We start from the raw sequence: 26,800 nt of genomic DNA on the forward strand, positions 1-26,800 counted from the left end.
ATCAGGCGTCAGCGGTCCGCGCGTACCGCATGGCGCTTGCGCAGGACCGCAATGACATCGTCCAGGCTCAGATTGCGCGATTCGAGCAGAACCATCAGGTGAAAGAGAAGATCCGCGGCCTCGCCGGTCAGCGCGGAACGACCTTCCGACACGGCAGCCATGGCGACTTCCACGCCCTCTTCGCCAACCTTCTGGGCCGGGCGTTTCGGGGCACGGGCCATGAGCGAGCCGACATAGGAGCCCTTGGGCTTGTCCTTCTTGCGCTTGCGGATGATGGCGCGCAGATGGGCCAGAAAGCCCAGCCCCGGCCCCGGATCGTCGCCGAAGCAGCTGACCGTTCCGGTGTGGCAGGCCGGCCCTTTCGGCTTCACCTCGACCAGAAGCGTGTCGTTATCGCAATCGACCGAGAGATCGACCAGCTTGAACGTGTTTCCCGACGTTTCGCCCTTCTTCCAGAGAGCCTTGCGCGAGCGCGAATAGAAATGGACCTTTCCGGTCTCCTGCGTCTTCGCCAGTGCCTCGGCATTCATGTATCCCAGCATCAGGACCTGCCGCGTGGCACAGTCCTGAACGATCGCCGGGATCAGCCCGTCGCCCTTGGCCCAGTCGAGTTCGGCTGCATCGATCATGGTCTGATCACTACCCCTTCGGTCATGAGCCAGGCTTTGAGTTCGCCGATTCCGATGACCTGTTTGTGAAACACGCTGGCAGCCAGCGCACCGTCGACATTGGCAAGTTCGAAGGCGGATTTGAAGTGCTCTTTTCGGCCCGCTCCGCCCGACGCGATCAGAGGTGTGGAACACAGTGCGCGCACCGCGCTCAGCTGTTCGATGTCATACCCGTCGCGTACCCCGTCCTTGTCCATGCAATTGAGTACGACCTCGCCGGCGCCGCGCTCGATACCTTCGCGAATCCAGTCCGTCGTGGTCCGCGCATCCGCAAGCGTGCGGTCCGGATCGCCGGTATACTGGTGCACGCGCCACACGCCATTGATCGCCCGGCTGTCGACACCGAGCACCACGCACTGGCTGCCGAACTCGCGGGCGAGCTCATCGATAAGGCCGGGGTTCTCCAGGGCCGGCGAATTCACGGAAATCTTGTCCGCACCGGCAAAGAGGCGGGCCCTGGCATCGTCCACCGACCGGATACCGCCGGCCACGCAGAACGGGATATCGATGGCCTGTGCAACCTTGCTCACCCATTCCGGTTCCACGGTGCGCCCGTGCGCGCTGGCGGTGATGTCGTAAAAGACGAGTTCGTCGGCACCCTCTCGCGAATACCGGCTCGCGAGTGCGACGATATCGCCGACATCCTCGTGATCCCGGAAGCGCACGCCCTTGACGACGCGGCCGTCGCGAACGTCGAGGCAGGGAATTATGCGGCGCGCAAGCATTCCAGCGCCTCCTCCAGCGTGAAGCGGCCCTCATAGAGCGCCTTGCCCGTAATCGCACCGGCCGCGCCGGCATCGCGGGCCGCCGCCAGATCCTCTACGGATGCCACCCCGCCCGACGCCTGCCAGTCGATTTGCGGCCAGGTCTGCGCCAGGCGCCGGTAGAGGGGGATATTGGGGCCGGACAGGTCACCGTCGCGGCTGATATCCGTCACCAGAGCGTGACGCAGTCCGCTTGCCTCGTAACCGCGAATGACATCATCCAGTGTGGTCATCATCAGATCCGTCCAGCCGGACAGGGCGGGGCGGTAATTACCGGCTACCGGCCTCACATCGAGCGCGAGCGTAATATGCTCGGCGCCGTATTCGTCGATCCAGCCCGAGACGCGGTCCGGTTCGGTCACGGCGAGCGAGCCAATGATGACGCGCTCCACACCGACGGCCAGCAGGCTTTCGACATCTTCGCGCGAACGGACGCCGCCCCCGGTCTGGACCCTGAGCCCGGTACCGCAGATTTCGTGGATGAGATCGCTCTGGCGGCGCGCGCCTTCACGCGCGCCCGACAGGTCGACCACGTGCACCCAGCACGCGCCGGCATCGCCGAAACCCGTCGCCACAGCGACCGGATCGTCGCCATAGTCGGTAACGGCGTCGAAGGCACCCTTGTGCAGCCGCACAACGCGGCCGTCCAGAAGGTCGATCGCAGGATAAAGGATCACGATGAGGCTCCCGAGAAATTGGCCAGGATGCGGGCTCCGGTCTTGCCGGAGCGCTCCGGGTGAAATTGACAGCCAGTGACAGAACCGCTGCGCACCAGCGCCGAGATGGTGGCGCCGTAACCGGTCGTCGCGCGGGCTGCAGGCCCGAACGGGACGTAAAAGCCATGGACGAAATAGACGAAATCGCCCGGTTCGATGCCGTCGAGGAGCGCCTCGTCCCCGGGCTCGAAATCAAGACTGTTCCAGCCCATATGCGGCCAGACCAATCCCTCCGCCGGGGGCAGTTTCTCGACACGTCCTTCGATCAGACCGAGACAGGGCACATCGCCCTCCGCGGAATGCGCGAACAGCAATTGCATACCGAGGCAGATGCCGAGAAGCGGCCTTGCGTCCTCGCGCAAGCTGGCAGCCCAGCCGCGCGCAGTGAGGCGTTCCATGGCCGGCGCCGCTGCGCCCACACCCGGCAGGATGAGCCGGTCGCAGGCCCGCGCCTCGTCCGGATCGCGGACGATTTCATAGGCGTGCCCGCCGCGTTCCAGAGCAAAACGCACCGAGGCGAGATTGGCGCAGCCGGTATCGATCAGCGCGATACTCATGCGAGTACGCCCTTGGTGGATGGCATTTCAGCACTCTCCACCCGAATCGCCTGGCGCAGCGCCCGCCCGAAAGCCTTGAAACAGCTTTCCACCATGTGGTGCGCATTTTCGCCTTCCACGCGGACATGGATGGCGGCGCCCATGGCTTCAGCCAGCGACCGAAAGGCGTGCGCCGTCATCTCGACCGGGAAATCGCCGACACTCTCGCCGGGTATAACCCCTTCGAATTTCGCGAACGGCCGCCCCGACAGATCGATCCAGACGGCGGCCCGGCTTTCGTCCATCGGCAATTCGAAGCCGAAACGGGCAATGCCACGCTTGTCGCCCAGTGCCTCGCGCAGGGTTTCGCCAAGCGTGAGACAGACATCCTCGATCGTGTGGTGAGCATCGACCTCCAGATCGCCCTCCACCTGAGCATCGATGGCGATACCGCCATGACGGGAAATCTGTTCGAGCATGTGATCGAAATATCCGATCCCGGTCTCGATCCGGGACGGACCGGCTCGATCGAGATTCACGCTCACCGTGACGTCGGTTTCTGCCGTTTTGCGCCGCTTCGCGCCAGCGCGCGGACCGGCCGGGAGATCGTTCGTTTTCCCCACCGGTTCGACCCTCTCCCGCCGCAGACGCATGGCCGTTGCATGTGCCTCGAGCCCCTCGAGGATCGCCAGCCGCTCCACGGTCGGCGCCATGCCGGCCGCGCCGGACGCGCTGGCCCGAAGGATGGTGGTCGTCTTCTGGAAGGACTCCACCGTGACGCCGCCGCAGGCGCGCGCCGCCCCGCCGGTCGGCAGTGTGTGATTCGGTCCGGCCGCATAATCGCCCGCAGCCTCGGGCGCCCAGGCCCCGACGAAGATCGACCCGGCATTGCGGATTTCGGACACAAGCCGCTCGGCCGCATCCAGCTGCAGGATCAGGTGTTCCGGCGCATACCGGTTCGCCACTTCCGCAGCCTCTGCGAGACCGGCGCAGACGATTGTGCGGGAATTCGCCAGGGCTGCACGCGCGATCTCGGCGCGCGGCAGCGCGGCAAGCTGAGCCTCGGTCTCCGCCAGCACGCGTTCGCGTGTTTCTTCGTCGAAACAGACCAGTACGACTTGAGCCATCGGATCGTGTTCGGCCTGGCTCAGCAGATCGCTGGCGACGAGCGCGGCATCGGCCTGGGCATCGGCCACGACCATCACTTCGCTCGGCCCGGCCGGCAGATCGACGGCCGGGCCGCCGGGCAGAGCCGACACATAAGCTTTTGCGGCCGCCACATAGGCATTGCCGGGGCCGAAAATCTTGTCCGCTCGCGGCAGGCCACCCGTTCCGGTCGCGAGCGCGGCCACGGCCTGGGCGCCACCGATGGCATAGACCTCGTCGAGGCCGAGAATGTCGGCGGCGGCGAGCAGGGCCGGGTTCACACCGCCCTCCCCGTTCGGCGGGGCTACGACAACGATCCGCGGCACGCCCGCCAGCTGCGCCGGCACCGCCAGCATGATCAGTGTGGAGACCAGCGGCGCGCTGCCCGCGGGCACGTAGAGCGCGGCGGTATCGACCGGCGTGGCGCGGCGCGATGCGGTAACGCCAGGCCAGGTCTCGACGTCATATGCGGTGTATCCCTGCCTGACGTGGAAACGGCGCACGGCATCGGCAGCCACCTTGATCGCCTCAACATCCTCTTGAGTCATGGCAGCGCGGGCAGACCGCAACGCATCGCCGGACACCCGAAAGCTGTCCGGCGCATAGCCGTCCAGGCGCAGGGCATAGGCCCGAACGGCTTCGTCGCCGCGGGCGCGTACGGCATCGACGATGTCGCGGGCTGCCTCGGACGCCGTCCCGGTCTCTACCGGTCTTGCGAGCGCGGCGCTGCGGGCATTCTCGTCCGCCTGCGCCCAGATGATCGGGTCGAGCATTGTCTACCTCAGGCCAGCATTTTTTCGATCGGAAGAACGAGGATGGCGCGCGCGCCCTCGGCTTCGAGAGCTTCCAGGGTTTCCCAGAACACCCGCTCGCGGCACACAGCATGAAGCGCCACGACATCCTCACGCCCTGCCACTTGCGCAACCGTCGGCGCATCCGCCCCCGGCAGCAGCGAACGGATCGCGTCGAGGCGGTCGCGCGGGGCATTGAGCATGATGTATTTCGTCTGCGAAGATGCGATCACGCCCTCGGCGCGACGCATGAGCACTTCGGCGATGGCATCGGCTTCGGCGTTCCGGTCCCGGCGGCGGCGTATCAGCACGGCCTCGCTTTCAAGTACGGTCGCGAATGCGGCAAGTCCGTTGGCCTGCAAGGTTGCGCCCGACGAGACCAGATCACAGATGGCGTCGGCGATACGAAGGCGCGGTGCGACCTCGACCGAACCTCGCATCTCGACGATCTCGGCCTTCACGCCGGCATCGGCGAGAAAACGTCCGGTGATCGCCGGATAGGATGTCGCCACCGCCTTGCCTTCGAGATCGCCAACCGACCGGATCGCGCCGCCTTCGGCTGCTGCCAGTTTCAGCGTGCATCCGGCAAAGCCGAGGCGAAGCGCAACGTCGAGCTCGGCCGCACGACCGCCGGCGGCCTGCTCCTCACACAGGACATTTTCGCCAACAATTCCGTAATCGCAGGCACCACTGGCCACGAAGTTGGGGATATCGTCATCCCGGACCAGCATGAGATCGACCGGCATGTTTTCGGCACGCTGGTGCAGCTTGTCCCGCCCGTAGGCGAAACGAAGCCCGCAACGCTTGAGCAGGTCCATTCCGCCCTCGGCGAGGCGCCCCTTGCTCTGCACGGCGATACGCAAACGATTATCGGTCACTGCTCACCCTCCTTGAGGCGATCGAGAATGGCCCGGTAGCCGCGCCACGGCTCCTGACTGAGAAAGCGGGAAACACGGGTCACGGTGGTCGTGCTGGCCCCGGTCATCTCGCTGATCTCGCGATAGGAATGCCCGCCCTCATCCAGCAGGCGCGCCACGCGCCAACGCTCGACGAGCGTCTTGATCTCGCCCGGCGTGAGCAGATCGCGCAGGAATGCTTCCATCTCTTCGCCGCCCCGGCACGCAAGCAGGGCCTGGCACAGCGGAGCGAGATCGGGCCGTGCCGGCCCCCGCGCAATATCGTTCGTATCTGCCATGTCCGGCCTCCTTTGCGGCTCGATATAACGTGTTAGCGCGCTAACACAATCCCACGAACTGCAATCAAGTGCAAAAAACTGACCGCTGATGCGGGCTGAAGCCGGGGCTGGAGCTATCAGGTTTCGCCGACTAACCTGTTTCTGCAAGTCAATCCGGATGCCGACCCATGCGCTATGACGAGATGATGCCACTCGCCGAAGATGTCGCCGAGATCATGAAAACACTGGCCCATCCCGGCCGACTACTGGCGCTCTGCGCCGTCATGGAAAGCGAGCGATCGGTCGGCGAACTCGCCGAAACGCTCGGCATGCGCACCCAGGCCATGTCCCAGCAACTCGCCATTCTCCGTTCGAACGGGCTGGTGAAGACGCGGCGGCAGGGACAGACGATCTATTACGACCTCGCCGATGACCGCTTGCGAACCCTGCTGACAACGCTCTACGAGACCTATTGCCAGCCGTCCGGCTAGGCTAAAGAGCGCTGCGCCCACCGTCTAATATTTGCAGATTTACGCAAGTACACTATATCAAGCGAAGTCCCGCGTCCCAGGAGCGTGAAACACCATGTCGAAGCCCGTTATCCAGCCCTTCTTCGATCCCGACACCTATACGGTCAGCTATGTCGTGTCGGATCCGGAAACGGCGCGTGCGGCCATTATCGACTCCGTGCTCGACTACTGCCCGAATTCCAGCCGCACCAGCACGCGATCGGCCGACGCGCTCGTCGAGCACGTACGCAAGAACGCCCTCACCGTCGACTGGATCCTGGAAACCCACGTCCACGCCGACCATCTCTCGGCAGCCCCCTATCTCCAGAAGACGCTGGGCGGCCGTATCGGGATCGGCGAACATGTAACCGACGTCCAGACCGTCTTTGGCGACCTGTTCGATGCGGGCGACGGGTTCGCGCGTGACGGGTCCCAGTTCGGCCACCTGTTCAAGGACGGCGAACGCTTCACGATCGGCAATCTGGAAGCCGAGGCGATCTGGACGCCCGGTCATACACCGGCCTGCATGGTCTACCATATCGGGGATGCGGCCTTCGTCGGCGACACGCTCTTCATGCCGGACTTCGGGACGGCCCGCTGCGACTTCCCGGGCGGCGATGCGCGAGCGCTCTACCATTCCGTCCAGAAGATTTTCGCCCTGCCTGACGAAACGCGCCTCTTCATGTGTCACGACTACAAGGCGCCGGGCCGCGATCACTACGCCTGGGAAACGACCGTCGCCGAGGAGAAGGCGCGCAATATCCACATCCATGAAGGCGTCACCGAGGACGAATTCGTCAAGATGCGCTCCGAGCGCGATGCAACGCTGGACATGCCCCGTCTGATCCTGCCCTCGGTGCAGATCAACATGCGCGCGGGCAATCTGCCGGAACCGTCCGGCAACGGCACGCGCTATCTCAAGATACCGCTAGATGCCGTCTGACCTGCTCCGCACAGCCGAACGCTTTTTGCCCGGCCTAGGCTGGCTGCGCGGCTATTCGTTGCGCACGCTGGGCGAGGACGGACTTGCCAGCATTGTCACGGCGATCCTCCTGATCCCGCAAAGCCTCGCCTACGCACTCCTTGCGGGGCTTCCACCCCAGGCCGGCCTCTACGCCTCCATCGCCCCGCTTTTCGCCTATGCGCTTTTCGGCTCGAGCCGCGCGCTCGCCGTCGGGCCGGTCGCCGTCGTCTCGCTGATGACCGCGGCAGCGATCAGCAGTCTCGGCCTTTCCGACCCGGCCGAACAGGTCGCCGCGGCCGGCGCACTCGCGCTTCTCTCCGGGCTTTTCCTGGTGCTGTTCGCTGCTTTCCGGCTGGGTAGTGTCGCCAACTTCCTCAGCCGACCTGTCATCGGCGCTTTCGTGACCGCATCGACCATCCTCATCATCACCAGCCAGCTCCGGCATATTTTCGGCCTCCATCTGGAAGGTGCGACCCTGCCGGAAGTCGCGGTTTCCGCCGTACGCAGCTTTGACGGGATCAATATGGTTGCGGTGGCGGTTGGCAGCGGCAGCCTCGCCTTTCTTGTCGCCACACGGACCGCGCTCCCATGGATGCTCGACCGGATTGGACTGAACGGCGAGCTCAAGGACAGTATTGTGAGAGGTGCGCCCGCCCTGCTCGTCGTGATCACGACCGTGATCGCCTGGCGCTTCAATCTCGCCGAGACGACCGGTCTCTCCATTGTCGGGAGCCTGCCCTCGGGGCTGCCGCCATTCCAGTTCCCCCTGGTCGACCTGGAGATCTGGCGCGCGCTGATCGGGCCGGCCGCGCTGATCTCGCTGGTCGGTTTCGTCGAAAGCGTCTCGGTGGGGCAATCCATGGCGGCCCGCCGCCGCGAAAATGTGATTCCGAACCGGGAGCTTCTCGGCCTCGGTGCCGCGAACGCCGCATCCGCCCTGACGGGCGGCTATCCGGTGACCGGCGGTTTCGCCCGCTCGGTCGTCAATGAATCGGCCGGCGCCCAGACTCCGCTCGCCGGCATCTTTACCGGGATCATCATCCTGATCGTCGCCGCCTTCTTCACGCCGCTCTTCTACCATCTCCCGAAGGCGGTCCTCGCCGCCACCATTCTGGCGGCGATCTACAAGCTGGCGAATTTCGGGGAATTGCGGGAGGCCTGGCACTATTCCCGCCCGGACGGGGTTGCTGCGCTGCTGACCCTCGCCGGCGTGCTTTTCCTCGGGGTCGAGGTCGGCCTGACCCTGGGAGTCGCCCTCTCGGTCGGCTCGATCCTCCAGCGCACCATGCATCCCCACTGGGCCGAGGTGGGACAGGTTCCAGGCACGCACCATTTCCGCAATGTCGACCGGCATGACGTGATGGTCTCGCCGCACGTCATCACCTTGCGGGTCGACGCGGCGCTGTATTTCGCCAATGCGCGCTTCCTGGAAGAACTGACGGGGCGGATCGTGGCGAATCATCCGGGCACCACGGATCTGGTTCTGATGTTCCCGGCGGTCAATTTCGTCGACGCCAGTGCGCTGGGAAGCCTGCGGGCGATCAATGAACGCCTCGCTGACGCCGGGGTTCGGCTGCACCTGTCCGAAGTGAAGGGTCCGGTCGCGGACCAGCTGATCGGGGCGGGTTTGTTCGACGAATTGACCGGCGAAGTCTTCCTCTCGCAATACGCCGCCATGCGTATTCTCGATCCGGAGACGACCCTTCGCGCCGAAGGCGTGACCCCGGCCTAGCCGGGGCCGGACGAGCCCTGTCGCAGCGCCGGGCCAAGATGCGGTTTGCCTCCCCCGCCTGAATCGCTAACGTTCCGCCTGCCCTTCCAGATCCGCGGAGCCCGCCATGTCCGAACATCACGCCCCCGCCCTTCATCCAGTCACCGACGACTGGAAGAACTCGGCTCATATCAATGCCGATCGCTATGCGCAGATGTACCGGCAATCGCTGGAGGATCCGGACGGGTTCTGGCGCGACCAGGCCAGGCGTATCGACTGGATCAAGCCTTTTACCGAGATCGACGACGTCTCCTGGAACAAGGACGACCTTCATATCCGCTGGTTCGGCGATGGCGAACTCAATGCGGCGGCAAACTGCATCGACCGCCACCTGCCTGACAAGGCCGACCAGCCGGCGATCATATGGGAGGGCGACGACCCGGAGGTGGACGCGACCATCACCTATGGCGAGCTCTACGAACATGTGGGGAAGTTCGCCAACGGCCTCAAATCGCTCGGTGTCAAGAAAGGCGACCGCGTCACCATCTATATGCCCATGATCCCGGAAGCGGCCTACGCCATGCTGGCCTGTGCCCGGATCGGCGCCGTGCACTCGGTCGTGTTCGGCGGGTTCTCGCCGGATGCCCTGGCCGGGCGGATCAATGACTGCAAGAGCAATTTCGTCATCACTGCGGACGAAGGCGTGCGCGGCGGCAAGCACATCCCGCTCAAGGCCAATGTCGACAAGGCGGTCGAGACCGCGGACCATGTCGATCATGTCGTCGTTGTGCGCCGGACCGGCGGCGAGACCGGGTGGGTCGAGGGACGCGACGTCTGGTACGACGAGCTCGTCTCGAAACAGTCCGCCGACTGTCCTGCCGAACCGATGAATGCGGAAGACCCGCTCTTCATCCTCTACACCTCGGGATCGACCGGAAAGCCCAAGGGCGTGCTGCACACGACCGGCGGCTACATGGTCTGGGCGTCGATGACCCATGAATATGTTTTCGACTACAAGCCCGGCGACATCTACTGGTGCACGGCCGATGTCGGCTGGGTCACCGGCCACAGCTATATCGTCTACGGACCGCTGGCCAACGGCGCCATCACGCTGATGTTCGAGGGCGTGCCGACCTGGCCGGGACCGGACCGTTTCTGGCAGGTCGTCGACAAGCACAAGGTCAACACCTTCTACACGGCCCCGACCGCCATCCGCGCCCTTATGCGCGAAGGCGACGAGCCCGTGAAGAAGCATTCCCGCGCCACGCTACGCTTGCTCGGTTCGGTCGGCGAACCGATCAATCCGGAAGCCTGGGAGTGGTATTACCGCGTCGTCGGGGACAATCGCTGTCCGATCGTCGATACCTGGTGGCAGACCGAGACGGGGGGTATTCTCATCACCCCCCTGCCCGGCGCAACGGACCTCAAGCCCGGCTCCGCCTCCATGCCGATGTTCGGCATCCAGCCCGCCCTGGTAGACAGTGAGGGCCAGCGCCTGCCGGAGACGGGGGCCGCAGAGGGCAATCTCATCATCACCCGGTCCTGGCCGGGACAGATGCGTACCGTCTATGGCGACCATCAACGCTTCTACGAGACCTATTTTTCGGCCTATCCGGGTTATTATTTCAGCGGCGACGGCGCCCGCCGGGACGCTGACGGCTATTGGTGGATCACGGGCCGCGTCGACGACGTGCTCAACGTGTCGGGCCACCGGCTCGGCACCGCGGAGATCGAAAGCGCGCTCGTCGCGCATGACGATGTCGCGGAGGCCGCCGTGGTCGGCTATCCGCACGACATCAAGGGCCAGGGCATCTACTGCTTCGTCACGCTCATGGGCGGTCGCGACCCGGAGGACGAAGATACGGCCGCCCTTCGCGCCTGGGTCCGCGAGGAGATCGGCCCGGTCGCCTCGCCCGACCTGATCCAGTTCGCTCCCGCCCTGCCCAAGACCCGTTCTGGCAAGATCATGCGCCGTATCCTGCGCAAGATTGCGGAAAATGACTTCGGAAATCTGGGCGACACCTCTACGCTGGCCGAACCCGAAGTCGTGGATCAGCTGATCGAGAACCGGAAGAACCGATGAAACGAGTACTCGCGTGCCTTACCGCGCTCGGCGGCGTTTTCGCCGCATCCTGCGCGACGGAAACCGTGCCGGCCTGCCGTGCGCCCATGGCGCATGAAATGCAGGCTTTCACTGCCATTATCAGTCATAACGAGGCCAGCCTCGCCCTCGCCATGCCGCCCGGCGATTTGCGCAATGCGGTCCAGGACCAGGACCCGCAGGTGCGGGCCTGGCTGTGGGGCGCACGCGGCGAGACCCGCGGCACGGTGGTGAATGTGCTCGCCCGTCCGCCGCTCTGCGTGCTCGACGACGCGACGGCCGCGACGAATTCAGACACGGTCCGCAATGTCCTCGTCTATCCGCAGACGGAACATGACCGCCTGGCCCCGCCGCCGACCACACCGCTGGCCGAGGCGCGCATCCCCTACGGCACCGAAATGCGGGACTATCTCTCCTGCCGGTTCGAGCAGACCGCCAGCGGCTGGAAGCTCGCCGATCTGTGCGGTTATCGCGGTTTCCAGCCCGCGCCGGTCACCGGCTGACGGATACCAATTCCTCAACAGACGAAGGCCCGCCCCGGACGATCCGGAGCGGGCCTTTTGCATGCCGGGGAGGACATACGACGCCGTATCAGTCTTCGAACTCCATCAGCCGCATCGGCGAAGCGACATCGCCGGTCATCCGCTCATAGGCAGGCAGCGTCAGGAAGTCCGCGAAGTCTTCGGACAGGACCAGGTCGGACAGAATTTCCGCTGCGGACCGAATGCGGCCGCAGAGTTCGTCCTGACCGGGCACCTCGTCCTGGATCGCCGAGCAGATATCCTCGATCTTGTTTTCCAGGAAGGCGCCGGTAATGGCCGTTCCTTCCTTGGTGGAACAGTTGAAGGTCCGCCACTGCCAGAGCTGGGCCCGGGCGATTTCCGCCGTTGCCGCATCCTCCATGAGATTGCGGATGGGCACGGCTCCGCGTCCGCCGAGCCAGGCGGCGATATAGCGGATCGCCACGTCGATATTGTCGCTCACGCCGTGATCGGTGATGTCGCCGTCTGGCGCATCGAGCAGGGCTTTCGTGGTGACGGGCAGTTCGTGCGGATCGGCCGGACGGTCGATCTGATTGGCACCGGGCATGTGTTCGTCGAACACGGCCCTGGCGACCGGGACGAGATCCGGATGCGCGACCCAGGTTCCGTCATGCCCGTTCTTCACTTCGCGCAGCTTGTCCTGACGCACCTGCTCCATGGCGGCATCATTGGCGGCCTCGTCGCCCTTCACGGGGATGAAGGCCGACATGCCGCCCATCGCATGGGCGCCGCGCCGGTGACACACCGCGACCACGCGGCGCGAATAGGCGCTCATGAAGTCCACGCTCATGGTGACGGCGGAACGGTCGGGAAGGACATGTTCAGGACGTGCACGCAGGCACTTGATATAGCTGAAGATATAGTCCCAGCGGCCGCAATTGAGGCCGACGATATGATCCTTCAGCTCGTAGAGAATCTCGTCGAGTTCGAAGGCTGCCGGCAGGGTTTCGATCAACACGGTCGCGCGCAGCGTGCCGCGTTCGAGGCCAAGCTCGTCCTCGGCATGCTGGAAGACCAGGCTCCACAGGCGTGCCTCGAGCCGGCTCTCCAGCTTGGGCAGATAGAAATAGGGCGCCGTGCCCCGCTCTTTCAGCGCTTCATGATTGTGAAAGACGTAAAGGCCGAAATCGAAGAGCGAGCCGGAGATGGCCTGCCCGTCGACGCGCAGATGACGCTCGTCAAGATGCCAGCCGCGCGGGCGCACGATGAGCACGGCGGCATCATCATTGACCCGGTAGCGCTTGTTGTTCTTCGGATCCGTGAAATCGATCTCGCGGCGGATGGCGTCTCGCAGATTGATCTGGCCGTCGACAAGGTTCGACCATTGCGGAGACGTCGCATCCTCGAAATCCGCCATGAAGCATCTGGCGCCGGAATTGAGGGCGTTCACAACCATCTTCCGGTCGACCGGACCGGTAATCTCCACGCGGCGGTCCTGCAGATCGTCAGGCGCCGGACGCACTTTCCACTCGCCGGCGCGGATATCGGCCGTCTCGTGCGGGAACATGAGCAGCGCGCCGGCATCGAGTTCGGCCTGGCGCTCCTTGCGATAGCGCAGCAGCGACTGGCGGCGCTTGGCAAAGCGGCGATGCATGCCGGAGAGAAAATCGAGGGCCTCGTTCGAGAGGATGTCGCGAAAACCGGGCTCGAGATGTCCCAGGATTTCAATACCGCTCGGTGTGGTGAGTGTCATTGGTCACTCCAGTTCTGTGCGGGTCTGAGGCGGCAGGCCCGGACCGGTGGCGATGGGGTGCGCGTTTGGGGTCGCGCACCCCGCGCCGGGCGGATTTCGCGGAGGGCTTATTCCGCCGCGACGAACTGAGCGGTCTCGGTCGATTCGCTCATGGCCGTGGTCGAGGCGGTACCGCCCGAAATGGCCAGCGACACCTTGTCGAAATAGCCGGTACCGACCTCACGCTGGTGGCGCGTGGCGGTGTAGCCGTCGGACTCGGAGGCGAACTCGGCCTGCTGCAGCTCCGAATAGGCGCCCATACCGCGATCCTTGTAGCCGCGGGCCAGTTCGAACATGCCGTGATTGAGCTGGTGGAAACCGGCCAGGGTCACGAACTGGAACTTGTAGCCCATCGCACCCAGCTCGCGCTGGTAGGTCTCGATGGTGGCCTTGTCGAGATTGGCTTCCCAGTTGAAGGAAGGCGAGCAGTTATAGGCCATCATCTTGCCGGGGAATTCCTTCTGGACTGCCTCGGCGAAGCGGCGTGCCTCGTCGAGATTCGGCTTGGAGGTTTCCCACCACAGGAGGTCGGCGACCTTGGCGTAGGCCAGACCACGCTTGATGCAGTGATCGACGCCCATGCCCTGCTTCAGGCGGAAGAAGCCTTCCGGCGTACGGCCGGCATCGAAGTCGATGAATTCATGGTCGCGCTCGTCAATGTCCGAATTGATCAGCGTGGCCGATTCCGCATCGGTGCGCGCCACGGTGATGGTCGGTACACCCATCACGTCGGCGGCCAGACGGGCCGCAGCGAGATTGCGCTCGTGCTGGCTGGTCGGGATGAGAACCTTGCCGCCCAGATGGCCGCATTTCTTTTCGGCCGCGACCTGGTCCTCGAAGTGAACGCCGGACGCGCCCGCCTCGATGAAGGCCTTCATGATCTCAAAGCAGTTCAGCGTGCCGCCGAAACCGGCCTCCGCATCGGCCACGATCGGGGCAAACCAGTCGCGGCTGGCCTGGCCGGTTTCGGAAACCTCGACCTGGTCGGCACGCTGGAGCGTGCGGTTGATCTTCTTGGCCAGTTCCGGCGCGGAATTGGCCGGATAGAGCGACTGGTCCGGATACATGGCGCCCGCCGTGTTCGCATCGGCAGCGACCTGCCAGCCCGACAGGTAGATCGCCTTGAGGCCGGCCCGGACCATCTGCATGGCCTGGTTTCCGGACAGGGCTCCCAGCGCATTGATGTAGGGCTCGGTCTTCAGGAGCTCCCAGAGCTTGACTGCACCGCGCTCGGCCAGGGTGTGCTGGATCTGCACGGAACCGCGCAGCTTGAGAACGTCCTCTGCCGTATAGGGGCGCTCAATTCCGTCGAAACGGCCAGCCGGGGCGTTCGGAACCAGATCGTTGAATGTCGTCATCATACTCTCCCTGACGGGGTTGGTGTGGCGCGTGTTGCGTTGCACTCAACCTGTCAAACGGCAGATGACGTGTCGATATGGCCTTTCTTAGAAAGAGGATCACGTGTATATACATTACATTGTATATATGTCGTGTTGTAAATTTTCATACACTGAGGCCATGCGATGAGTGACGGTCAGTCTCTCGAGAAGATCTTCGCCGGCGCCCGTCTGCGGCGCCTGCGCCGCGAACGCGGCATGACCCAGGCCGAAGCGGCGGACGCACTCGGCCTGTCGGCGAGTTATCTCAACCTGCTCGAACGCAATCAGCGCCCGGTGACGGCTCGCGTCCTGCTCGCTCTTGCCGACGCGTTCGATGTCGATGTCCGCGCCTTTGCCAACGAATCCGACCGCCAGCTCCTGGCCGACCTGCAGGAAGCCGCCGCCGACCCGGTACTTGCCGGCATGGCGCTCGACCGGATGGAGCTGAACGAACTGGCGGACAGTCAGCCGCGCGCGGCCGAAGCCTTCGCCAAGCTTTTCCAGTCCTATCGCGAAATGTCCGTGGCGACCGCCGACCTCGCCTCCCGCATGTCCGGGCCCGGTGCCGCGACCGGTGGCCCCGGGGCGGTGCTCGAGGATGTCCGGGACGCGATCGACCAGAAGCAGAACCATTTTCCCGAGCTTGAGGACGCCGCAGAGGCGCTTTCCAGTCGCGCTGATATCCCGGCACGGAACAAGGATGCGGCACTCGCGGCCTATCTCCAGAACCAGCACGGCTTCACGGTTCGCGTCCTCACCGAGGAGACCATGGCCGGAGCCCGCCGGCGGCTCGACTTTCACGGCCGCCGCTTGCTCCTTTCGGAAACCCTGCCGCCCCTCTCCCGCGCCTTTCACATGGCAGTCGTCCTCGCCACTCTGGAACAGGGCGAACGGCTCGACCGGATCGCCGATGAGGCCGAGCTGGCGACCGACGAGGCGCGACGTCTCTACCGGTCGGGCCTCGCGAACTATTTCGCCGGCGCCGTGCAGATGCCCTATGAGGCTTTCCTCAAGGCGGCGGAAGATACGCGCTATGATATCGACCGCCTGCAACGGCGTTTCGAATCCAGTTTCGAACAAGTTTGTCACCGCCTGACCACGCTCCAGCGGGCGGGGCGGCGCGGACTGCCCTTTTTCATGATCCGGGTGGACCAGGCCGGCAATGTCTCGAAGCGTTTCGGCGGCGGGATCATGCCCTTTGCCCGATCCGGCGGCGGCTGTCCGAAATGGAATCTCTACGACGCCCTGCGCATGCCGGAACGGCTCATGGCGCAGTCTTTCGAACTGCCCGACGGAACCCGCCTGCTCTCGCTCGCGCGCGGGCAGATCAGCCCGGCCCCCGCCGGTCAGCCGCCTGTGGTTCATGCGATCGCCCTGGGTACCGACTGGTCCCATGCGAGCAAGATCGTGCATGCGGACGGGCTCGACGCGGCTAACCCCGCTCCTGTCGGCATCGCCTGCCGCCTGTGCGACCGCGAGGATTGCGCGCAGCGCGCCTTCCCGCCACTCAACCGCAAACTCACCCTCGACCAGCACCAGCTGCGCGCCTCGCCCTATTCCTTCGGCGAGAGCTGAGCCGCGCCAAAAGAAAAGGGCCCGCATGGCGGGCCCTTGACCGTGTGTCGGGATTTAGAGTTCAGACTTATTCCGCCTGTCCCGCAACAGCGTGGACATAGGCCATGCGCACATCCTTGTGCTGCTGGCGGTCGAGATCCTTGGCGATCTCTTCGTCCTGCCTGGCCAGTTCCTCAAGATCCTGGTCGGCATAGTGGAGCACGCCCATATCGGCATAGGCCTTCTGGATCTTCGGGCCCCACAGGCCGATATCCTTCACCACAGGCACAATGCGCTGGAAGAGAAGGGTCCGGAACAGCTTGTTCATTTCCGAATTCTCGGCCCATTCGATGCATTCCTCGACGGGCAGGCCCATGACTTCATAGACCTCGCGGGCCTGGAAGCGGTCGCGCATGTGATAGCAGGCCTGCACCAGGAATTCCTCGCGCTCGTCGCGCTCGGCCTGGGTAAGCTGCGGATAGTAATCGCGCAGGGAGAGCCGGCCGAAGGCCACATGGCGCGCCTCGTCTTCCATCACATAGGCGTTGACCATGCGGGCGAGCGGGTTCTGGGCCAGATCGCGGATCGTGCCGAAGGCCGCCAGGGCAAGGCCCTCGATGACGACCTGCATGGCCAGATAGGTGAAGTCCCAGCGGCTGTCGCGCAGCGCCTCGTCGACCAGCTGGCGCAGCGGTTCGGTCATCGGATAGGCGACGCCGAACTTCTGCATGAGCTTCTGGTAGGCCTCGACGTGGCGGGCTTCGTCCATCACCTGCGTGGCGGCATAGAATTTCGCGTCGAGATCCGGAACGGATTCGACGATCTTGGCGGCGCAGATCAGGGCCGCCTGCTCGCCCTGCATGAACTGGGAGATGTTCCAGGCCTGGGCGTGACGACGGAACTCGATGCGTTCCTTCTTGGTCATCTTGTCCCACATCGGCGAGCCGTGCAGGGCGATGCCTTCATCGGGCAGCTGCATGGGATTTTCGAAATCGAGTTCGAGATCCCAGTCGATACGGGTCACCGCATCCCACTGCATGTCCTTGCCCTTCTGATACAAGTGCATGAGCGTGGAGCGGCCTTCGTCGTATTCGAAATCGAAGGTGGCGTCGAATTGCTGCGGAACCGACCAGTTCTTGTCGATATCCGGCATCGGATAGAGCTCGCGAAGCGTACCCATGGCGCTTATTCCTCCCCAGGGGCGACCAACCGTTATATGTTAGTGAACAACGTTCACTCTACTAACGTGATTCATATTCGCGTTTTTGGCAAGAGCGCGGATCGAAAATCGATCGATTTTCCGGCAGGAATCCCGCCGCGTACCGGCACCGTGGCAGCGCCGCTATTCCGCCGCGACCGTATCGCCGCCCTGCCCGCTTTCCTCGCCCTCTCCCCGGCGCGCCTTCCAGCGCTGCAGCAGCTGCCGCGACGTGCTCCGCGAGCCGTCCGGGGACCAGCCCGGCGGCGCCACGAGATAGAGAACAGCGTCCTTGACCGACCCGGCCTGGCGCATGTCGTTGACGATGCCCAGCCATTCGTGAAGGCAGATTTTCAGCGGATTATAGGTCGCGATATTCTTCACGATGCCGTAGCGGCAGGGCTCGTCCTCGAGCTCCGGCTGGAAGGTGCCGAACATACGGTCCCAGATGATGAAAACGCCGGCATAATTGCGGTCGAGATAGATCGGGTTCGTCGCGTGATGGACACGGTGATGCGACGGCGTGTTCATCACAGACTCGAACCAGCGCGGCATCTTTCCGATCGCCTCGGTATGGATCCAGAACTGGTAGATCAGGTTGAAGCCGGTGACGATGCCGATCACGAGCGGATGAATGCCGAGCAGGATCAGTGCCGAGCCGAGCCAGAGGAATTTCAGCGTCAGCGGGCTCAGCCAGGACTGGCGCAGCGCCGTCGTCAGATTGTAGTGCTGGGACGAATGGTGGATGATGTGATCGGCCCAGAACCAGCGTATCGTGTGACCGAAACGGTGCGACCAGTAATAGACGAGATCGTCCAGCACGAAGGCGAGCGGCCAGACCCACCAGGCAAAGCCGATATCGAACATCCGGAACTGGTAGATGAACATGGCCCAGGCTGTTAGCAGGCCGCCGAAAAGCACGCCGGACACGGTACTGCCCAACCCCATCAGCAGGCTGGCCGCGCTGTCGCGCGGCTCGAAGCGCGCCTTGCCGCTGCGCTTGGCGTAGACCATTTCCGCGACCACGAGAATGGTGAAGAGCGGAATGGCCCAATAGACCGGATTGAAGCTTTCGACGAAGGCCGGAATTTCCATTCTCTACCCCTGTAACGCGTTGAGCCGGTCGGCCCAGTGGCGGGCTTCGGAACCGTCGGCGAAAGCCAGATCTGTCGCCGGGAAGGTGAAATCATTGAGGCGCAGCGTGACAGTCGCATTTTCGCCCATACGGGCCCCGCGCACAGCGCCCGGCGTCAGATAGCGGATGACATGGGAATCATTCCGCGCAACGACAAGCGCCAGACGCTCGCTCCCGGCCTCCTCGACAAGTGCGGCCTTGTGATCGGCAGCGAGCACCCCCTCGCCGGCCGCAAAGCCGACTGAATCGGTATCGATACGGTCGACTGCGGCTTCGAGGCTCTCGATTTCGGCAGGCTCATTGAGCCCCAGCCAGACATTGACCGCGACCATGCCGGCTATGCCGGCGAGCGATCCCAGCAATATCCACACAAACACCATGCCTCACTCCCGGCACTCACGCCGGCGAGCTGAGGACGGCCGGCGCACAAAAGACAACGGGCGGAGGCTACTAAGCCTCCGCCCGCTCTCAAAGCAGTTTTTGAACAGCGTTTACCTAGCCGCGGATGCGGAAGGTGACGCCGTAGGTCTGCGGGTCGCCCGGATAGGCGTTGTAGCTGGTGCCGAGATAACCGACGGACGGGAAACCACCCTTCGTGTAGTCCTCGTCGAAGATGTTCCGGCCCCAGAGCTGGATGCCCCAGCTCTCGTCGTCGGACGCCAGCGTGATGGAGGCGTTGTAGAGCGTGAACGCGTCCTGGTTCGCGAACGGACGCGGATCGAGACCCGTCGTGTGTGCGAATTCGGACACATGGCTCATTTCGCCACGCCAGGACATTTCCATCGTCTCGCCCACGCGGTGCGTATAGGTACCCGTCAGCGAGCCGACGAATTCCGAATTGCCGCGATCGCGACCGGTCAGGTCGTTGAACAGTGCAGTGACGCCCGCATTGTTCGTCCGCTCATTGCCCGGCACGCAGAGTGCGAAGTTCGGGTCGGCCACGTCGAAATCGTCCGGGCACGGTGCGAATTCGTAATCGCCGTACTTGCTATCGAGCAGGTAGGTGAAACCACCGGTGAAGATCAGGTTGTCGGTCGGCGCCCACTGGCCCTCGAACTCGATACCCGAAACCTCGATGGAACCGGCATTCTCGAGCGCGAAGCCGTTGCCGACGAAGTTGTTCGTCTGGAAGTCCTCGATCTCCTGGTCGAAATAGGCGATCGCGTAGACGAAGCGGCCACCGTCGAGCGAACCCTTGGCACCGATCTCGAAGCTCTCCGCGGTCTCTTCCTGGAATTCGAACACGCCCGTAAAGGCCGCATTGGTCGAGACGTTGAAGCCGCCCGGCTTGAAGCCGGTGGAGTAGCTACCATAGACGTTGAACGTATCCGACACGTCGTAGGACAGAATGATATTGCCCGAGAAATTCGTGTCGTTACGCGAGGTCGGGAAATTGGCCGCGCTGACCGGCGGGAAGTTCTGGAACGCCGTGAAGCCCAGCAGCGGGTTCAGCGGCGTGCCGGCATAGATGCCCGGCAGCGGCTGGGTCGGATCGATCGGCGAACCGTCCGGATACTGCGTCAGGCCCTGACCCAGCAGGAGCGACGGCACCAGATAGGCACAGGCATCGCCGCCGATGACGCCGAACAGGACCGGATCGCACGTCCCCGGGGAAACCAGTCGCAGGTCCTGGCCGAGATCGGCGAAGGAGAAGGCCGAGATCGGATCGACCTGGTTGATGGTCGTCGCCATCGTCTTGTCTTCGTCCGAATAACGGCCGCCGAGCGTGACGGTGAACTGGTCGGTGACGTGCCAGTCGAACTGGGCGAAGGCCGACCAGGCCTCGGTGTCGTACTGGTATTCTTCGGAAATCAGACCGTGCTGCGTCGAGATGAAGCCCTCGGCCGGCGTGGTCGGCAGAGCGGCATTGCCCGAAGCGAGCGGCACGAAATTACCGACGCCGGCTGCCTGGTTCATGTTCAGGAAGACCTCGAGCAGCGTGATGCCGCCCGTGCCGGCCGGAAGGCCGAGGCCCGCGACGATCGGCGCGACTGCCGGTGCGGAAGCCGCATCGAAGAAGGTCCGCGCATCCGCACCATAGGGCGTCGTATTCGCGTAGTTCAGCTCGTTATTGTAGTAGAACGTACCCACCATCCAGTCGACGGCATTATCGCCGGTGGAGGTCAGTCGGAACTCCTGGGTGAAGCTGTCATACTCGTTCTGGATATGGCGCAGGGAGACCAGGTCGAGATCGGAGAAGTCCGCGTCGAAAATCTGGTTCTCGTCGTAATTCCGGAAGGCCGTGATGGACGTGAAGGTGAAGTTCTCGAAATCGTGGTCGACCTGCATCGAGATACCCTGCGTGGTCAGCTGGGTATTCAGGTCGCCGTCGATCGCGATGCGATCGCCGCCATTCGGATCGGCCGGGACGGCTGTGCCGCCGAGACCGACGAGCGCGGCGAGGTCGATCGGATCGTAGAAGGCGAAGGGCGCGGCGCAGCAATTCTCGTCGATATCGCCGTAATCCGCGATGATGCGGACTTCGGTGTTGTCGCCCGGATTCCAGAGCAGCTGGCCGCGGAAGCTGGAGCGGTCGCGATTATTGATCTCGCGTCCGTCGACCGCGTCGATATAGCCGTCATTCTGGTGGATGTTTCCGTCGATGCGGAACGCCATGTTCTCGCTGATCGGGCCGGTCATCGTGCCGCGCGCCAGGCGCATGCCGTAATTGCCGATCGTCACTTCGCCGGCATAGCCGAAATCGAATTCCGGTGCCTGGGTAACGACGCTGACGACGCCGCCCGGCGTGTTGCGGCCGAAAATGGTGGATTGCGGGCCGCGAATGACCTCGACGCGCTCGACCGACATCAGGTCGTTGATCGCGGAGCCCGAACGCGGACGGTACACACCGTCGATGAACACACCCACGGACGGTTCGAGGCCCGGGTTGAAGCTCGACGTACCGATACCCCGAAGACTGAATTCGGTATTGGTCGCGGTCGCGAATTCGGCGACGCGGAGCGACGGAACCAGGGTCTGCAGGTCAGCAGCGTCGCGGATTTGCGACTGCTCGAGCTGGTCGCCCGTGACGACGGCCACCGAGACCGGCGTATCCTGAAGCGTCTGCTCACGCTTTTGCGCCGTGACCGTAATCACGTCGACCTGCGCCATCGCACTCGACGCGAAAACGCCCGTTACAATGGCAGTCGTGCCCAAAGCGGCTGCCTTAGAAAACATTTTCATTGGATTTACTCCCCTCGTGGCGCGGTTATCTAGCCAACCATTCCGCGCATGTGACTGTTATAGGAACACTATCCGGACAAACTGTCAGCCGGTTTATGCGATTCCCGCAAAAAACGTGCCCCTCCTGATGCACGTATACCTCACCTGCAAATTTGAAGCGCCGGTACGGCCCCCCTCTTTTCAGACGCCCGAACTCTGCTACGGTGGAAAGTGAACAGCGTTCAAATCGCTGTCATGGGGAGAAAAATGAAACGTATATTCATAGGCTTGGCTTGCCTAATCGCCATTGTCGCAATCGCCGGAGCCGGCTGGTTCTACCGACCCTGGTCCGACTACTCACCCGCCGAGATTCAGGCCGCGACCGCGCCGGAACGGCTCGCCGACACGTTTCGGCATATGGGAGAGGTTTTCCCCTATCGCGAGATTCACGCGTCCGATTCGGCTACACCCCTTCCGCGCAACCGCGCCGACGACCCGGTCCGGTATAGGTTCGACGGGACCGAAAAGGCCATCGACGACTGGCTGTCCGAGTCCGATTCGACCGGCCTCATGGTGCTCCACAACGGGGAAGTCGTGCACGAGCAATATCTGCTCGGTTCTGACGAGAGCACGCACCACACCTCCTGGTCGGTCGGCAAGAGTTTCGTCGCGACCATGATCGCCATGGCCATGGAGGAAGGCCGCATCGCCTCGCTGGACCAGACGGCGGAAATGTTCGCGCCTCAGTATGGCGGGACGGATTACGGCAGCACGACGCTGCGCCATCTCCTGATGATGTCGGCCGGCGTCGATTTCATCGAGGATTACAACGCCCCCGGTTCCGATATCCGCCGGCTCTTTTTCGGCGCCAACATCTACGGCAAGAATGTCGACGACATGGTCGCCGAGGTCGAGCGGAACCGCCCGGCCGGAGAGGATTTGCACTATGTCAGCGCCAATACGCACGTGCTCTCGGCCGTGCTGCGCGGCATCTACAACCAGCCCCTGGCGGACATCACGGAACAGCAGATCTGGCAGCCGCTGGGCATGACTTCCGACGCCTACTGGAACCAGAACGTGCCGGGCGAAAACGGCATGGCGATCCGCTATTGCTGCCTCAACGCGACCCTGTCCGACTATGCCCGTTTCGGCCAGTTCTACCTCCAGGACGGCGTCTGGAACGGTCAGCGTCTGCTGCCGGAAGGCTGGGTCGAGATGGCGACGCGTCCGAATGCCGATTTCCAGGAGCCGGGCCCGGACGCCCCCTACGCCCATCGCGGATACGGCCTGCATTTCTGGGTGCCTGAAGGCTATGACGGCGAATACTTCATGGCCGGCGTCTACGGCCAGTACATCTGGGTCGACGAGCGCCGCAATATCGTGATCGCCCGTACCGCGGCCGATACGCAATGGACCGCCCGGACCGCTGAGTCCCTGGCGGCCATGCGCGCCCTCGCCGCCCATTATGGCGACACGCTCGAAGCAATGGACGCAGATATGGCTGCCGAAGAAAATGGTGACACCGCCGAAGACGGTGACGCCATGGAGGGCGGCGATGAGTAACGCTGAGTACGATTACATCGTCTGCGGCGCCGGCTCCGCCGGCTGTACCGTCGCGGAACGCCTCAGCCGCGATCCGGATGTCTCCGTTCTCGTGCTCGAGGCAGGCGGCAGCGATAACAGTCCGATCATCCGCACGCCCATGCTGCTGCAATACGCGGTCACCGGCGAGCAGTTCAACTGGGGCTACTGGACCGAGCCGCAAAAGCAACTCAACGACCGCAAGCTGCTCTGGCCGCGCGGCAAGACGCTGGGCGGGTCCTCCTCGATCAACGCCATGCACTACATGCGCGGCGCGCCCGAGAATTACGACGAATGGGAACAGGAATACGGGGCAGAAGGCTGGGGCTGGAAGAACGCCCTGCCCGCCTTCAAGGACGTCCAGCACCAGACCCGCGGCGCCAGCGATCTGCACGGAACGGACGGCCCGCTCTGGGTGTCGGATATCGAACCGCTGAACCCGCTGACGGAAGACTTCTTCAAGGCCGCCGACCAGCTCCAGTACAAGCGCAATAGCGACTTCAACGGGCCTGCCCAGGAAGGCTTCGGCCCCTATCAGGTCACGCAGAAGAACGGCAAGCGCTGCTCGGCCGCAGACGCTTTCCTGCGCCCGGCACTCGAGCGGGAGAATTGCTCGGTCCAGACCGGCGCCCTGGTGCGCCGCGTGGTGATCGAGAACGGCCGCGCGACGGGTGTCGAGGTCGATATCGACGGCACGACGACCCAACTGACCGCGCGCAAGGAGGTCATCCTCTCCGGCGGCGCGATCAACTCGCCGCAGACGCTCCTTCTCTCGGGCATCGGTCCGGCCGACGAGCTGCGCGAGGCTGGCGTCAGCGTCGAGCACGACCTGCCCGGCGTCGGCAAGAATTTGCAGGACCATCTCGACGTCACCGCGCAGGTCTGGACCAAGTCCGCGACCTCGATCGGCAATTCCCTGCGCTCCCTGCCGCACCACATGTACATGGTGCTCCGCTGGGCGCTGAAGGGCGACGGCCCGTTCACGGTCAATCCGGTGCAGGGCGGCGCCTTCATCAAGTCCGCCCATGCCGGCGACCTGCCCGACCTCCAACTCGTCTTCATTCCGGCGATCTCCAATCCGCACGGTATGGAGAAGACGCGCGGCCACGGGATCACGCTGCATGTCTGCCAGCTCTATCCCAAGAGCCGCGGCGAGATCACGCTGAAGTCGACCGATCCCCACGACCACCCGGCCATCCAGCCGAATTATCTCGAAGAGGAATTCGATCTCGACGTGATGGCGGACGGACTGGCGAAAGTGCGCGACATCCTCAGCGCGCCGGCCTTCGATCACGATCGCAAGGAAGAGCGTTATCCCGGTGCCCACGTGACAAGCATGTCCGATCTGAGAGATGATGTGCGGGCCCGCGCGGAGACGCTCTATCACCCGACCTCGACCTGCGCGATGGGATCGGGCGAGCTCTCCGTGACCGACAGCCGCTGCCGCGTGAAGGGCGTGGACGGGTTGCGCGTCGTCGATGCTTCGGTCATGCCGCGCCTGGTGGGCGGCAATACCAATGCCCCGACCATCATGATCGCCACGCGCGCCGCGGCGATGATCGCCGAAGACAACGCCTGAACGAGCCGAGACAGGAGGCCGCCATGAGCGAAGCCGAAGCCAAGCAGATCGAACGCATGAAAACCCTGCTCGCAGACCAGAAGGCCGCCTTCCGGTCCGACCGGCACCGCCCGATCGAAAAGCGCAAGGCGGATCTCGATCGCATTGCCGAGCTGTGCCGCAAGAATGCCGATGCGATCGCCGAGGCGATCAGCCGCGATTTCGGGAACCGGGCGAAGCAGGAAAGCGTGATCGCCGAGATCGCCTTCGTCATCCAGGACGTGGCTCACACCAAGAAGCATCTCGCCAAGTGGATGAAGCCGCGCAAGGTCGGCGTGCCTCTGACGCTGATGCCGGGCAAGGCCACGATACGGCGCGAGCCGAAAGGCGTGGTCGGGATCGTCTCGCCCTGGAACTACCCCTTCCAGCTGGCCATGGCCCCGCTCGTCGCCGCCCTCGGTGCGGGCTGCCGGGCGCTGATCAAGCCCTCGGAACTGACCCCGGCCACCGCCGAGATCATGAAGTCCCTGATCGCCGACGCCTTCGAGGAGGATCATGTCTCCGTGATCACCGGCGGACCGGCCGTGGGCGAAGCCTTCTCCAAGCTCAAATTCGACCACCTTTTCTATACCGGCTCGACCCAGGTCGGCCGTCTGGTGGCGCTTGCGGCGGCTGACAATCTCGTTCCGGTCACGCTCGAGCTCGGCGGCAAGTCGCCGGCCATCGTGACGCCGGGTTACCCGAAGGATAATGCTGCAAAATCAATCGGCTGGGGCAAGCTCTTCAACGCCGGCCAGACCTGCGTGGCGCCCGATTACGTGCTTGCGCCGAAGGGCAGCGAACGCGATCTCGGCGAGGCCATCATCAAGGTCGCCCAGCACCAGTATCCGGAGGCGGCGAGCGACGACGCCTACACCGCCATCGTTTCCGACAAGCACTATGAGCGACTCGCCGGCATGATCGAGGAAGCGCGCCAGGGCGGCGCCGAAATCCTGCAGCCCGAGCACGATGCCCAAGCGGCGCAGGCCGCCCGCAAAATCCCGCCGACCGTGCTCATCAATCCGCCGGAAGACGCAAAGGTGATGACCGAGGAAATCTTCGGCCCGATCCTGCCCGTCGTCGGCTACACCGAACTCGATGCCGCCACGGACTACATCGCCGACCGGGATCACCCGCTGGCGCTCTACGTCTATTCCACCGACAAGGCCCAGGCCGAGGAACTCCTCGACCGGACCATGTCCGGCGGCGCCGGCGTGAACATCAATCTTCTGCACCTCTCCGTGCCCGACCTGCCCTTCGGCGGCGTCGGCGCGTCGGGCCAGGGCGCCTATCACGGCGAATCCGGTTTCATGACCTTCACGCACGAGCGCTCCGTCTTCAAAACCGGCAAATGGCACCCCTCCCGCCTCCTCGCCCCGCCCTACGGCAAGTTCGCGGAAAACATCGCGAAGAAACAGATGAAGTAGGATTGCGGAGGGCGGGATACAGCTCATAAGGCAGGGTAGAAGCGATCAGGGTTCCTCTATCCCGCTTGGCGCTTCCGTTCGATCTGAACGCGTCTTTCCCGAATTCCGCTTTGCGATCCGGGTCCTGACCTTCGTCAGGATGACGGCGTTTGGGGCGGCTGGATGAGATTTATCCCCGCCCTCCAACTCTCCCGCATAATCACCCCGTTCTCGCACCGCTCGAGGCCCGGCCTGGTTCGCCGGGGGTGCGGGGAGTACGGAGCCTGCCCGTCCCTGCTGACTGACCAAAGCAGGGCCCGGTGGTGGCCATCGGTTCGGAGAGGCAGCAAAAGCGCTGACTGTCTGTCCAGACCGGTTTCGAGAGGGAGCCCGTGAGGGCTCCAGTAAATCTCCGTGTGCAGGATGTCCCTGAT

The 26,800-nt window shown here is 63.9% G+C and carries 22 protein-coding genes; 9 read left to right on the plus strand and 13 right to left on the minus strand.

Annotated features, from left to right (window positions below):
• Positions 1 to 8: 8 nt before the first annotated feature.
• Genes hisIE through AC13HB_RS06500 form a run of 7 tightly spaced genes read right to left on the minus strand, consistent with a single transcriptional unit; the run spans position 9 to position 5,816 of the window.
• Positions 9 to 629: a bifunctional phosphoribosyl-AMP cyclohydrolase/phosphoribosyl-ATP diphosphatase HisIE gene (hisIE, locus tag AC13HB_RS06470; RefSeq protein WP_482948918.1), complete on the minus strand. Its 621-nt coding sequence runs from the start codon at positions 627 to 629 to the stop codon at positions 9 to 11.
• Positions 626 to 1,393 carry an imidazole glycerol phosphate synthase subunit HisF gene (gene hisF / locus AC13HB_RS06475; RefSeq protein WP_482948919.1) on the minus strand — a complete coding sequence of 256 codons (768 nt, stop codon included), beginning with the start codon at positions 1,391 to 1,393 and terminating at the stop codon, positions 626 to 628. The genes hisIE and hisF overlap by 4 nt, the downstream gene beginning before the upstream one ends.
• On the minus strand, positions 1,375 to 2,109 hold the full coding sequence (gene hisA, locus AC13HB_RS06480) for a 1-(5-phosphoribosyl)-5-[(5-phosphoribosylamino)methylideneamino]imidazole-4-carboxamide isomerase (RefSeq protein ID WP_482948920.1): 735 nt from the start codon (positions 2,107 to 2,109) through the stop codon (positions 1,375 to 1,377). The genes hisF and hisA overlap by 19 nt, the downstream gene beginning before the upstream one ends.
• A complete protein-coding gene (hisH, locus tag AC13HB_RS06485) occupies positions 2,106 to 2,705 on the minus strand; it encodes an imidazole glycerol phosphate synthase subunit HisH (protein WP_482948921.1) in 600 nt (199 codons plus the stop codon). The genes hisA and hisH overlap by 4 nt, the downstream gene beginning before the upstream one ends.
• Positions 2,702 to 4,603: a histidinol dehydrogenase gene (hisD, locus tag AC13HB_RS06490; RefSeq protein ID WP_482948922.1), complete on the minus strand. Its 1,902-nt coding sequence runs from the start codon at positions 4,601 to 4,603 to the stop codon at positions 2,702 to 2,704. The genes hisH and hisD overlap by 4 nt, the downstream gene beginning before the upstream one ends.
• 8 nt (positions 4,604 to 4,611) lie before the next feature.
• Complete coding sequence (hisG, locus tag AC13HB_RS06495) at positions 4,612 to 5,499, minus strand: ATP phosphoribosyltransferase (protein WP_482948923.1); 888 nt, start codon at positions 5,497 to 5,499, stop codon at positions 4,612 to 4,614.
• Positions 5,496 to 5,816 carry a YerC/YecD family TrpR-related protein gene (locus tag AC13HB_RS06500; protein ID WP_482948924.1) on the minus strand — a complete coding sequence of 107 codons (321 nt, stop codon included), beginning with the start codon at positions 5,814 to 5,816 and terminating at the stop codon, positions 5,496 to 5,498. Before AC13HB_RS06500 ends, hisG begins: the two co-directional genes overlap by 4 nt.
• A gap of 167 nt (positions 5,817 to 5,983) precedes the next feature.
• Here AC13HB_RS06500 and AC13HB_RS06505 point away from each other — a divergent pair, with 167 nt between their 5' ends.
• The 5 genes from AC13HB_RS06505 (at position 5,984) to AC13HB_RS06525 (ending at position 11,583) form a co-directional block, all read left to right on the plus strand.
• Positions 5,984 to 6,286: an ArsR/SmtB family transcription factor gene (locus tag AC13HB_RS06505; protein WP_482948925.1), complete on the plus strand. Its 303-nt coding sequence runs from the start codon at positions 5,984 to 5,986 to the stop codon at positions 6,284 to 6,286.
• 94 nt (positions 6,287 to 6,380) lie between these two features.
• Positions 6,381 to 7,247 carry an MBL fold metallo-hydrolase gene (locus AC13HB_RS06510; protein WP_482948926.1) on the plus strand — a complete coding sequence of 289 codons (867 nt, stop codon included), beginning with the start codon at positions 6,381 to 6,383 and terminating at the stop codon, positions 7,245 to 7,247.
• Complete coding sequence (locus tag AC13HB_RS06515) at positions 7,237 to 9,000, plus strand: SulP family inorganic anion transporter (RefSeq protein ID WP_482948927.1); 1,764 nt, start codon at positions 7,237 to 7,239, stop codon at positions 8,998 to 9,000. Before AC13HB_RS06510 ends, AC13HB_RS06515 begins: the two co-directional genes overlap by 11 nt.
• Before the next feature lie 106 nt (positions 9,001 to 9,106).
• The gene (gene acs, locus AC13HB_RS06520; RefSeq protein ID WP_482948928.1) at positions 9,107 to 11,062 is read left to right on the plus strand and encodes an acetate--CoA ligase; all 1,956 of its coding nucleotides are present in this window, start codon (positions 9,107 to 9,109) and stop codon (positions 11,060 to 11,062) included.
• Entirely contained in the window at positions 11,059 to 11,583 is a 525-nt protein-coding gene (locus AC13HB_RS06525; protein ID WP_482948929.1) for a hypothetical protein, read from the plus strand. Before acs ends, AC13HB_RS06525 begins: the two co-directional genes overlap by 4 nt.
• Positions 11,584 to 11,671: 88 nt before the next feature.
• On the opposite strand, the gene aceB is transcribed toward AC13HB_RS06525, so the two are convergent.
• The gene (aceB, locus tag AC13HB_RS06530) at positions 11,672 to 13,315 is read right to left on the minus strand and encodes a malate synthase A (protein ID WP_482948930.1); all 1,644 of its coding nucleotides are present in this window, start codon (positions 13,313 to 13,315) and stop codon (positions 11,672 to 11,674) included.
• A gap of 107 nt (positions 13,316 to 13,422) precedes the next feature.
• Positions 13,423 to 14,712 carry an isocitrate lyase gene (gene aceA / locus AC13HB_RS06535; protein ID WP_482948931.1) on the minus strand — a complete coding sequence of 430 codons (1,290 nt, stop codon included), beginning with the start codon at positions 14,710 to 14,712 and terminating at the stop codon, positions 13,423 to 13,425.
• A 165-nt stretch (positions 14,713 to 14,877) separates the two neighbouring features.
• On the opposite strand from aceA, the gene AC13HB_RS06540 reads away from it, so the two are divergent.
• Positions 14,878 to 16,308, plus strand: coding sequence for a helix-turn-helix domain-containing protein (locus AC13HB_RS06540; protein WP_482948932.1), 1,431 nt, complete (start codon positions 14,878 to 14,880; stop codon positions 16,306 to 16,308).
• A 67-nt stretch (positions 16,309 to 16,375) separates the two neighbouring features.
• Here the strand turns inward: AC13HB_RS06540 and AC13HB_RS06545 are convergent, their stop codons facing one another.
• From AC13HB_RS06545 to AC13HB_RS06560, 4 genes are all read right to left on the minus strand, one after another.
• On the minus strand, positions 16,376 to 17,467 hold the full coding sequence (locus AC13HB_RS06545) for a diiron oxygenase (protein WP_482948933.1): 1,092 nt from the start codon (positions 17,465 to 17,467) through the stop codon (positions 16,376 to 16,378).
• A 162-nt stretch (positions 17,468 to 17,629) separates the two neighbouring features.
• Positions 17,630 to 18,580, minus strand: a complete 951-nt coding sequence (locus tag AC13HB_RS06550) for a sterol desaturase family protein (RefSeq protein WP_482948934.1) — start codon at positions 18,578 to 18,580, stop codon at positions 17,630 to 17,632.
• A 3-nt stretch (positions 18,581 to 18,583) separates the two neighbouring features.
• Positions 18,584 to 19,000, minus strand: coding sequence for a hypothetical protein (locus AC13HB_RS06555; protein ID WP_482948935.1), 417 nt, complete (start codon positions 18,998 to 19,000; stop codon positions 18,584 to 18,586).
• Positions 19,001 to 19,115: 115 nt separating this feature from the next.
• Positions 19,116 to 21,803 (minus strand): TonB-dependent receptor, encoded by a 2,688-nt coding sequence (locus AC13HB_RS06560; RefSeq protein ID WP_482948936.1) that lies wholly within the window; start codon positions 21,801 to 21,803, stop codon positions 19,116 to 19,118.
• Positions 21,804 to 22,049: 246 nt separating this feature from the next.
• Here AC13HB_RS06560 and AC13HB_RS06565 point away from each other — a divergent pair, with 246 nt between their 5' ends.
• From AC13HB_RS06565 to AC13HB_RS06575, 3 genes are read left to right on the plus strand one after another with little or no spacing between them, the layout of a single operon-like run.
• Entirely contained in the window at positions 22,050 to 23,345 is a 1,296-nt protein-coding gene (locus tag AC13HB_RS06565; RefSeq protein ID WP_482948937.1) for a serine hydrolase domain-containing protein, read from the plus strand.
• Positions 23,338 to 24,942 (plus strand): GMC family oxidoreductase, encoded by a 1,605-nt coding sequence (locus AC13HB_RS06570; protein WP_482948938.1) that lies wholly within the window; start codon positions 23,338 to 23,340, stop codon positions 24,940 to 24,942. Before AC13HB_RS06565 ends, AC13HB_RS06570 begins: the two co-directional genes overlap by 8 nt.
• Before the next feature lie 23 nt (positions 24,943 to 24,965).
• Positions 24,966 to 26,387: a coniferyl aldehyde dehydrogenase gene (locus tag AC13HB_RS06575; RefSeq protein ID WP_482948939.1), complete on the plus strand. Its 1,422-nt coding sequence runs from the start codon at positions 24,966 to 24,968 to the stop codon at positions 26,385 to 26,387.
• The last annotated feature ends 413 nt before the right edge of the window (positions 26,388 to 26,800 follow it).

The organism is Maricaulis sp. B-26 (assembly GCF_056857855.1).

What these genes read in the sequence shown, in the direction of transcription:
- AC13HB_RS06575 (WP_482948939.1), top strand. Translation starts at nt 24,966, where the DNA reads ATGAGCGAAGCCGAAGCCAAGCAGATCGAACGCATGAAAACCCTGCTC.
- aceA (WP_482948931.1), bottom strand. Translation starts at nt 14,712, where the DNA reads ATGACGACATTCAACGATCTGGTTCCGAACGCCCCGGCTGGCCGTTTC.
- AC13HB_RS06525 (WP_482948929.1), top strand. Translation starts at nt 11,059, where the DNA reads ATGAAACGAGTACTCGCGTGCCTTACCGCGCTCGGCGGCGTTTTCGCC.
- hisD (WP_482948922.1), bottom strand. Translation starts at nt 4,603, where the DNA reads ATGCTCGACCCGATCATCTGGGCGCAGGCGGACGAGAATGCCCGCAGC.
- AC13HB_RS06550 (WP_482948934.1), bottom strand. Translation starts at nt 18,580, where the DNA reads ATGGAAATTCCGGCCTTCGTCGAAAGCTTCAATCCGGTCTATTGGGCC.
- hisF (WP_482948919.1), bottom strand. Translation starts at nt 1,393, where the DNA reads ATGCTTGCGCGCCGCATAATTCCCTGCCTCGACGTTCGCGACGGCCGC.
- hisIE (WP_482948918.1), bottom strand. Translation starts at nt 629, where the DNA reads ATGATCGATGCAGCCGAACTCGACTGGGCCAAGGGCGACGGGCTGATC.
- AC13HB_RS06565 (WP_482948937.1), top strand. Translation starts at nt 22,050, where the DNA reads ATGAAACGTATATTCATAGGCTTGGCTTGCCTAATCGCCATTGTCGCA.
- AC13HB_RS06505 (WP_482948925.1), top strand. Translation starts at nt 5,984, where the DNA reads ATGCGCTATGACGAGATGATGCCACTCGCCGAAGATGTCGCCGAGATC.
- AC13HB_RS06560 (WP_482948936.1), bottom strand. Translation starts at nt 21,803, where the DNA reads ATGAAAATGTTTTCTAAGGCAGCCGCTTTGGGCACGACTGCCATTGTA.
- AC13HB_RS06570 (WP_482948938.1), top strand. Translation starts at nt 23,338, where the DNA reads ATGAGTAACGCTGAGTACGATTACATCGTCTGCGGCGCCGGCTCCGCC.
- AC13HB_RS06555 (WP_482948935.1), bottom strand. Translation starts at nt 19,000, where the DNA reads ATGGTGTTTGTGTGGATATTGCTGGGATCGCTCGCCGGCATAGCCGGC.
- AC13HB_RS06510 (WP_482948926.1), top strand. Translation starts at nt 6,381, where the DNA reads ATGTCGAAGCCCGTTATCCAGCCCTTCTTCGATCCCGACACCTATACG.
- AC13HB_RS06500 (WP_482948924.1), bottom strand. Translation starts at nt 5,816, where the DNA reads ATGGCAGATACGAACGATATTGCGCGGGGGCCGGCACGGCCCGATCTC.
- acs (WP_482948928.1), top strand. Translation starts at nt 9,107, where the DNA reads ATGTCCGAACATCACGCCCCCGCCCTTCATCCAGTCACCGACGACTGG.
- aceB (WP_482948930.1), bottom strand. Translation starts at nt 13,315, where the DNA reads ATGACACTCACCACACCGAGCGGTATTGAAATCCTGGGACATCTCGAG.
- AC13HB_RS06545 (WP_482948933.1), bottom strand. Translation starts at nt 17,467, where the DNA reads ATGGGTACGCTTCGCGAGCTCTATCCGATGCCGGATATCGACAAGAAC.
- AC13HB_RS06540 (WP_482948932.1), top strand. Translation starts at nt 14,878, where the DNA reads ATGAGTGACGGTCAGTCTCTCGAGAAGATCTTCGCCGGCGCCCGTCTG.
- AC13HB_RS06515 (WP_482948927.1), top strand. Translation starts at nt 7,237, where the DNA reads ATGCCGTCTGACCTGCTCCGCACAGCCGAACGCTTTTTGCCCGGCCTA.
- hisH (WP_482948921.1), bottom strand. Translation starts at nt 2,705, where the DNA reads ATGAGTATCGCGCTGATCGATACCGGCTGCGCCAATCTCGCCTCGGTG.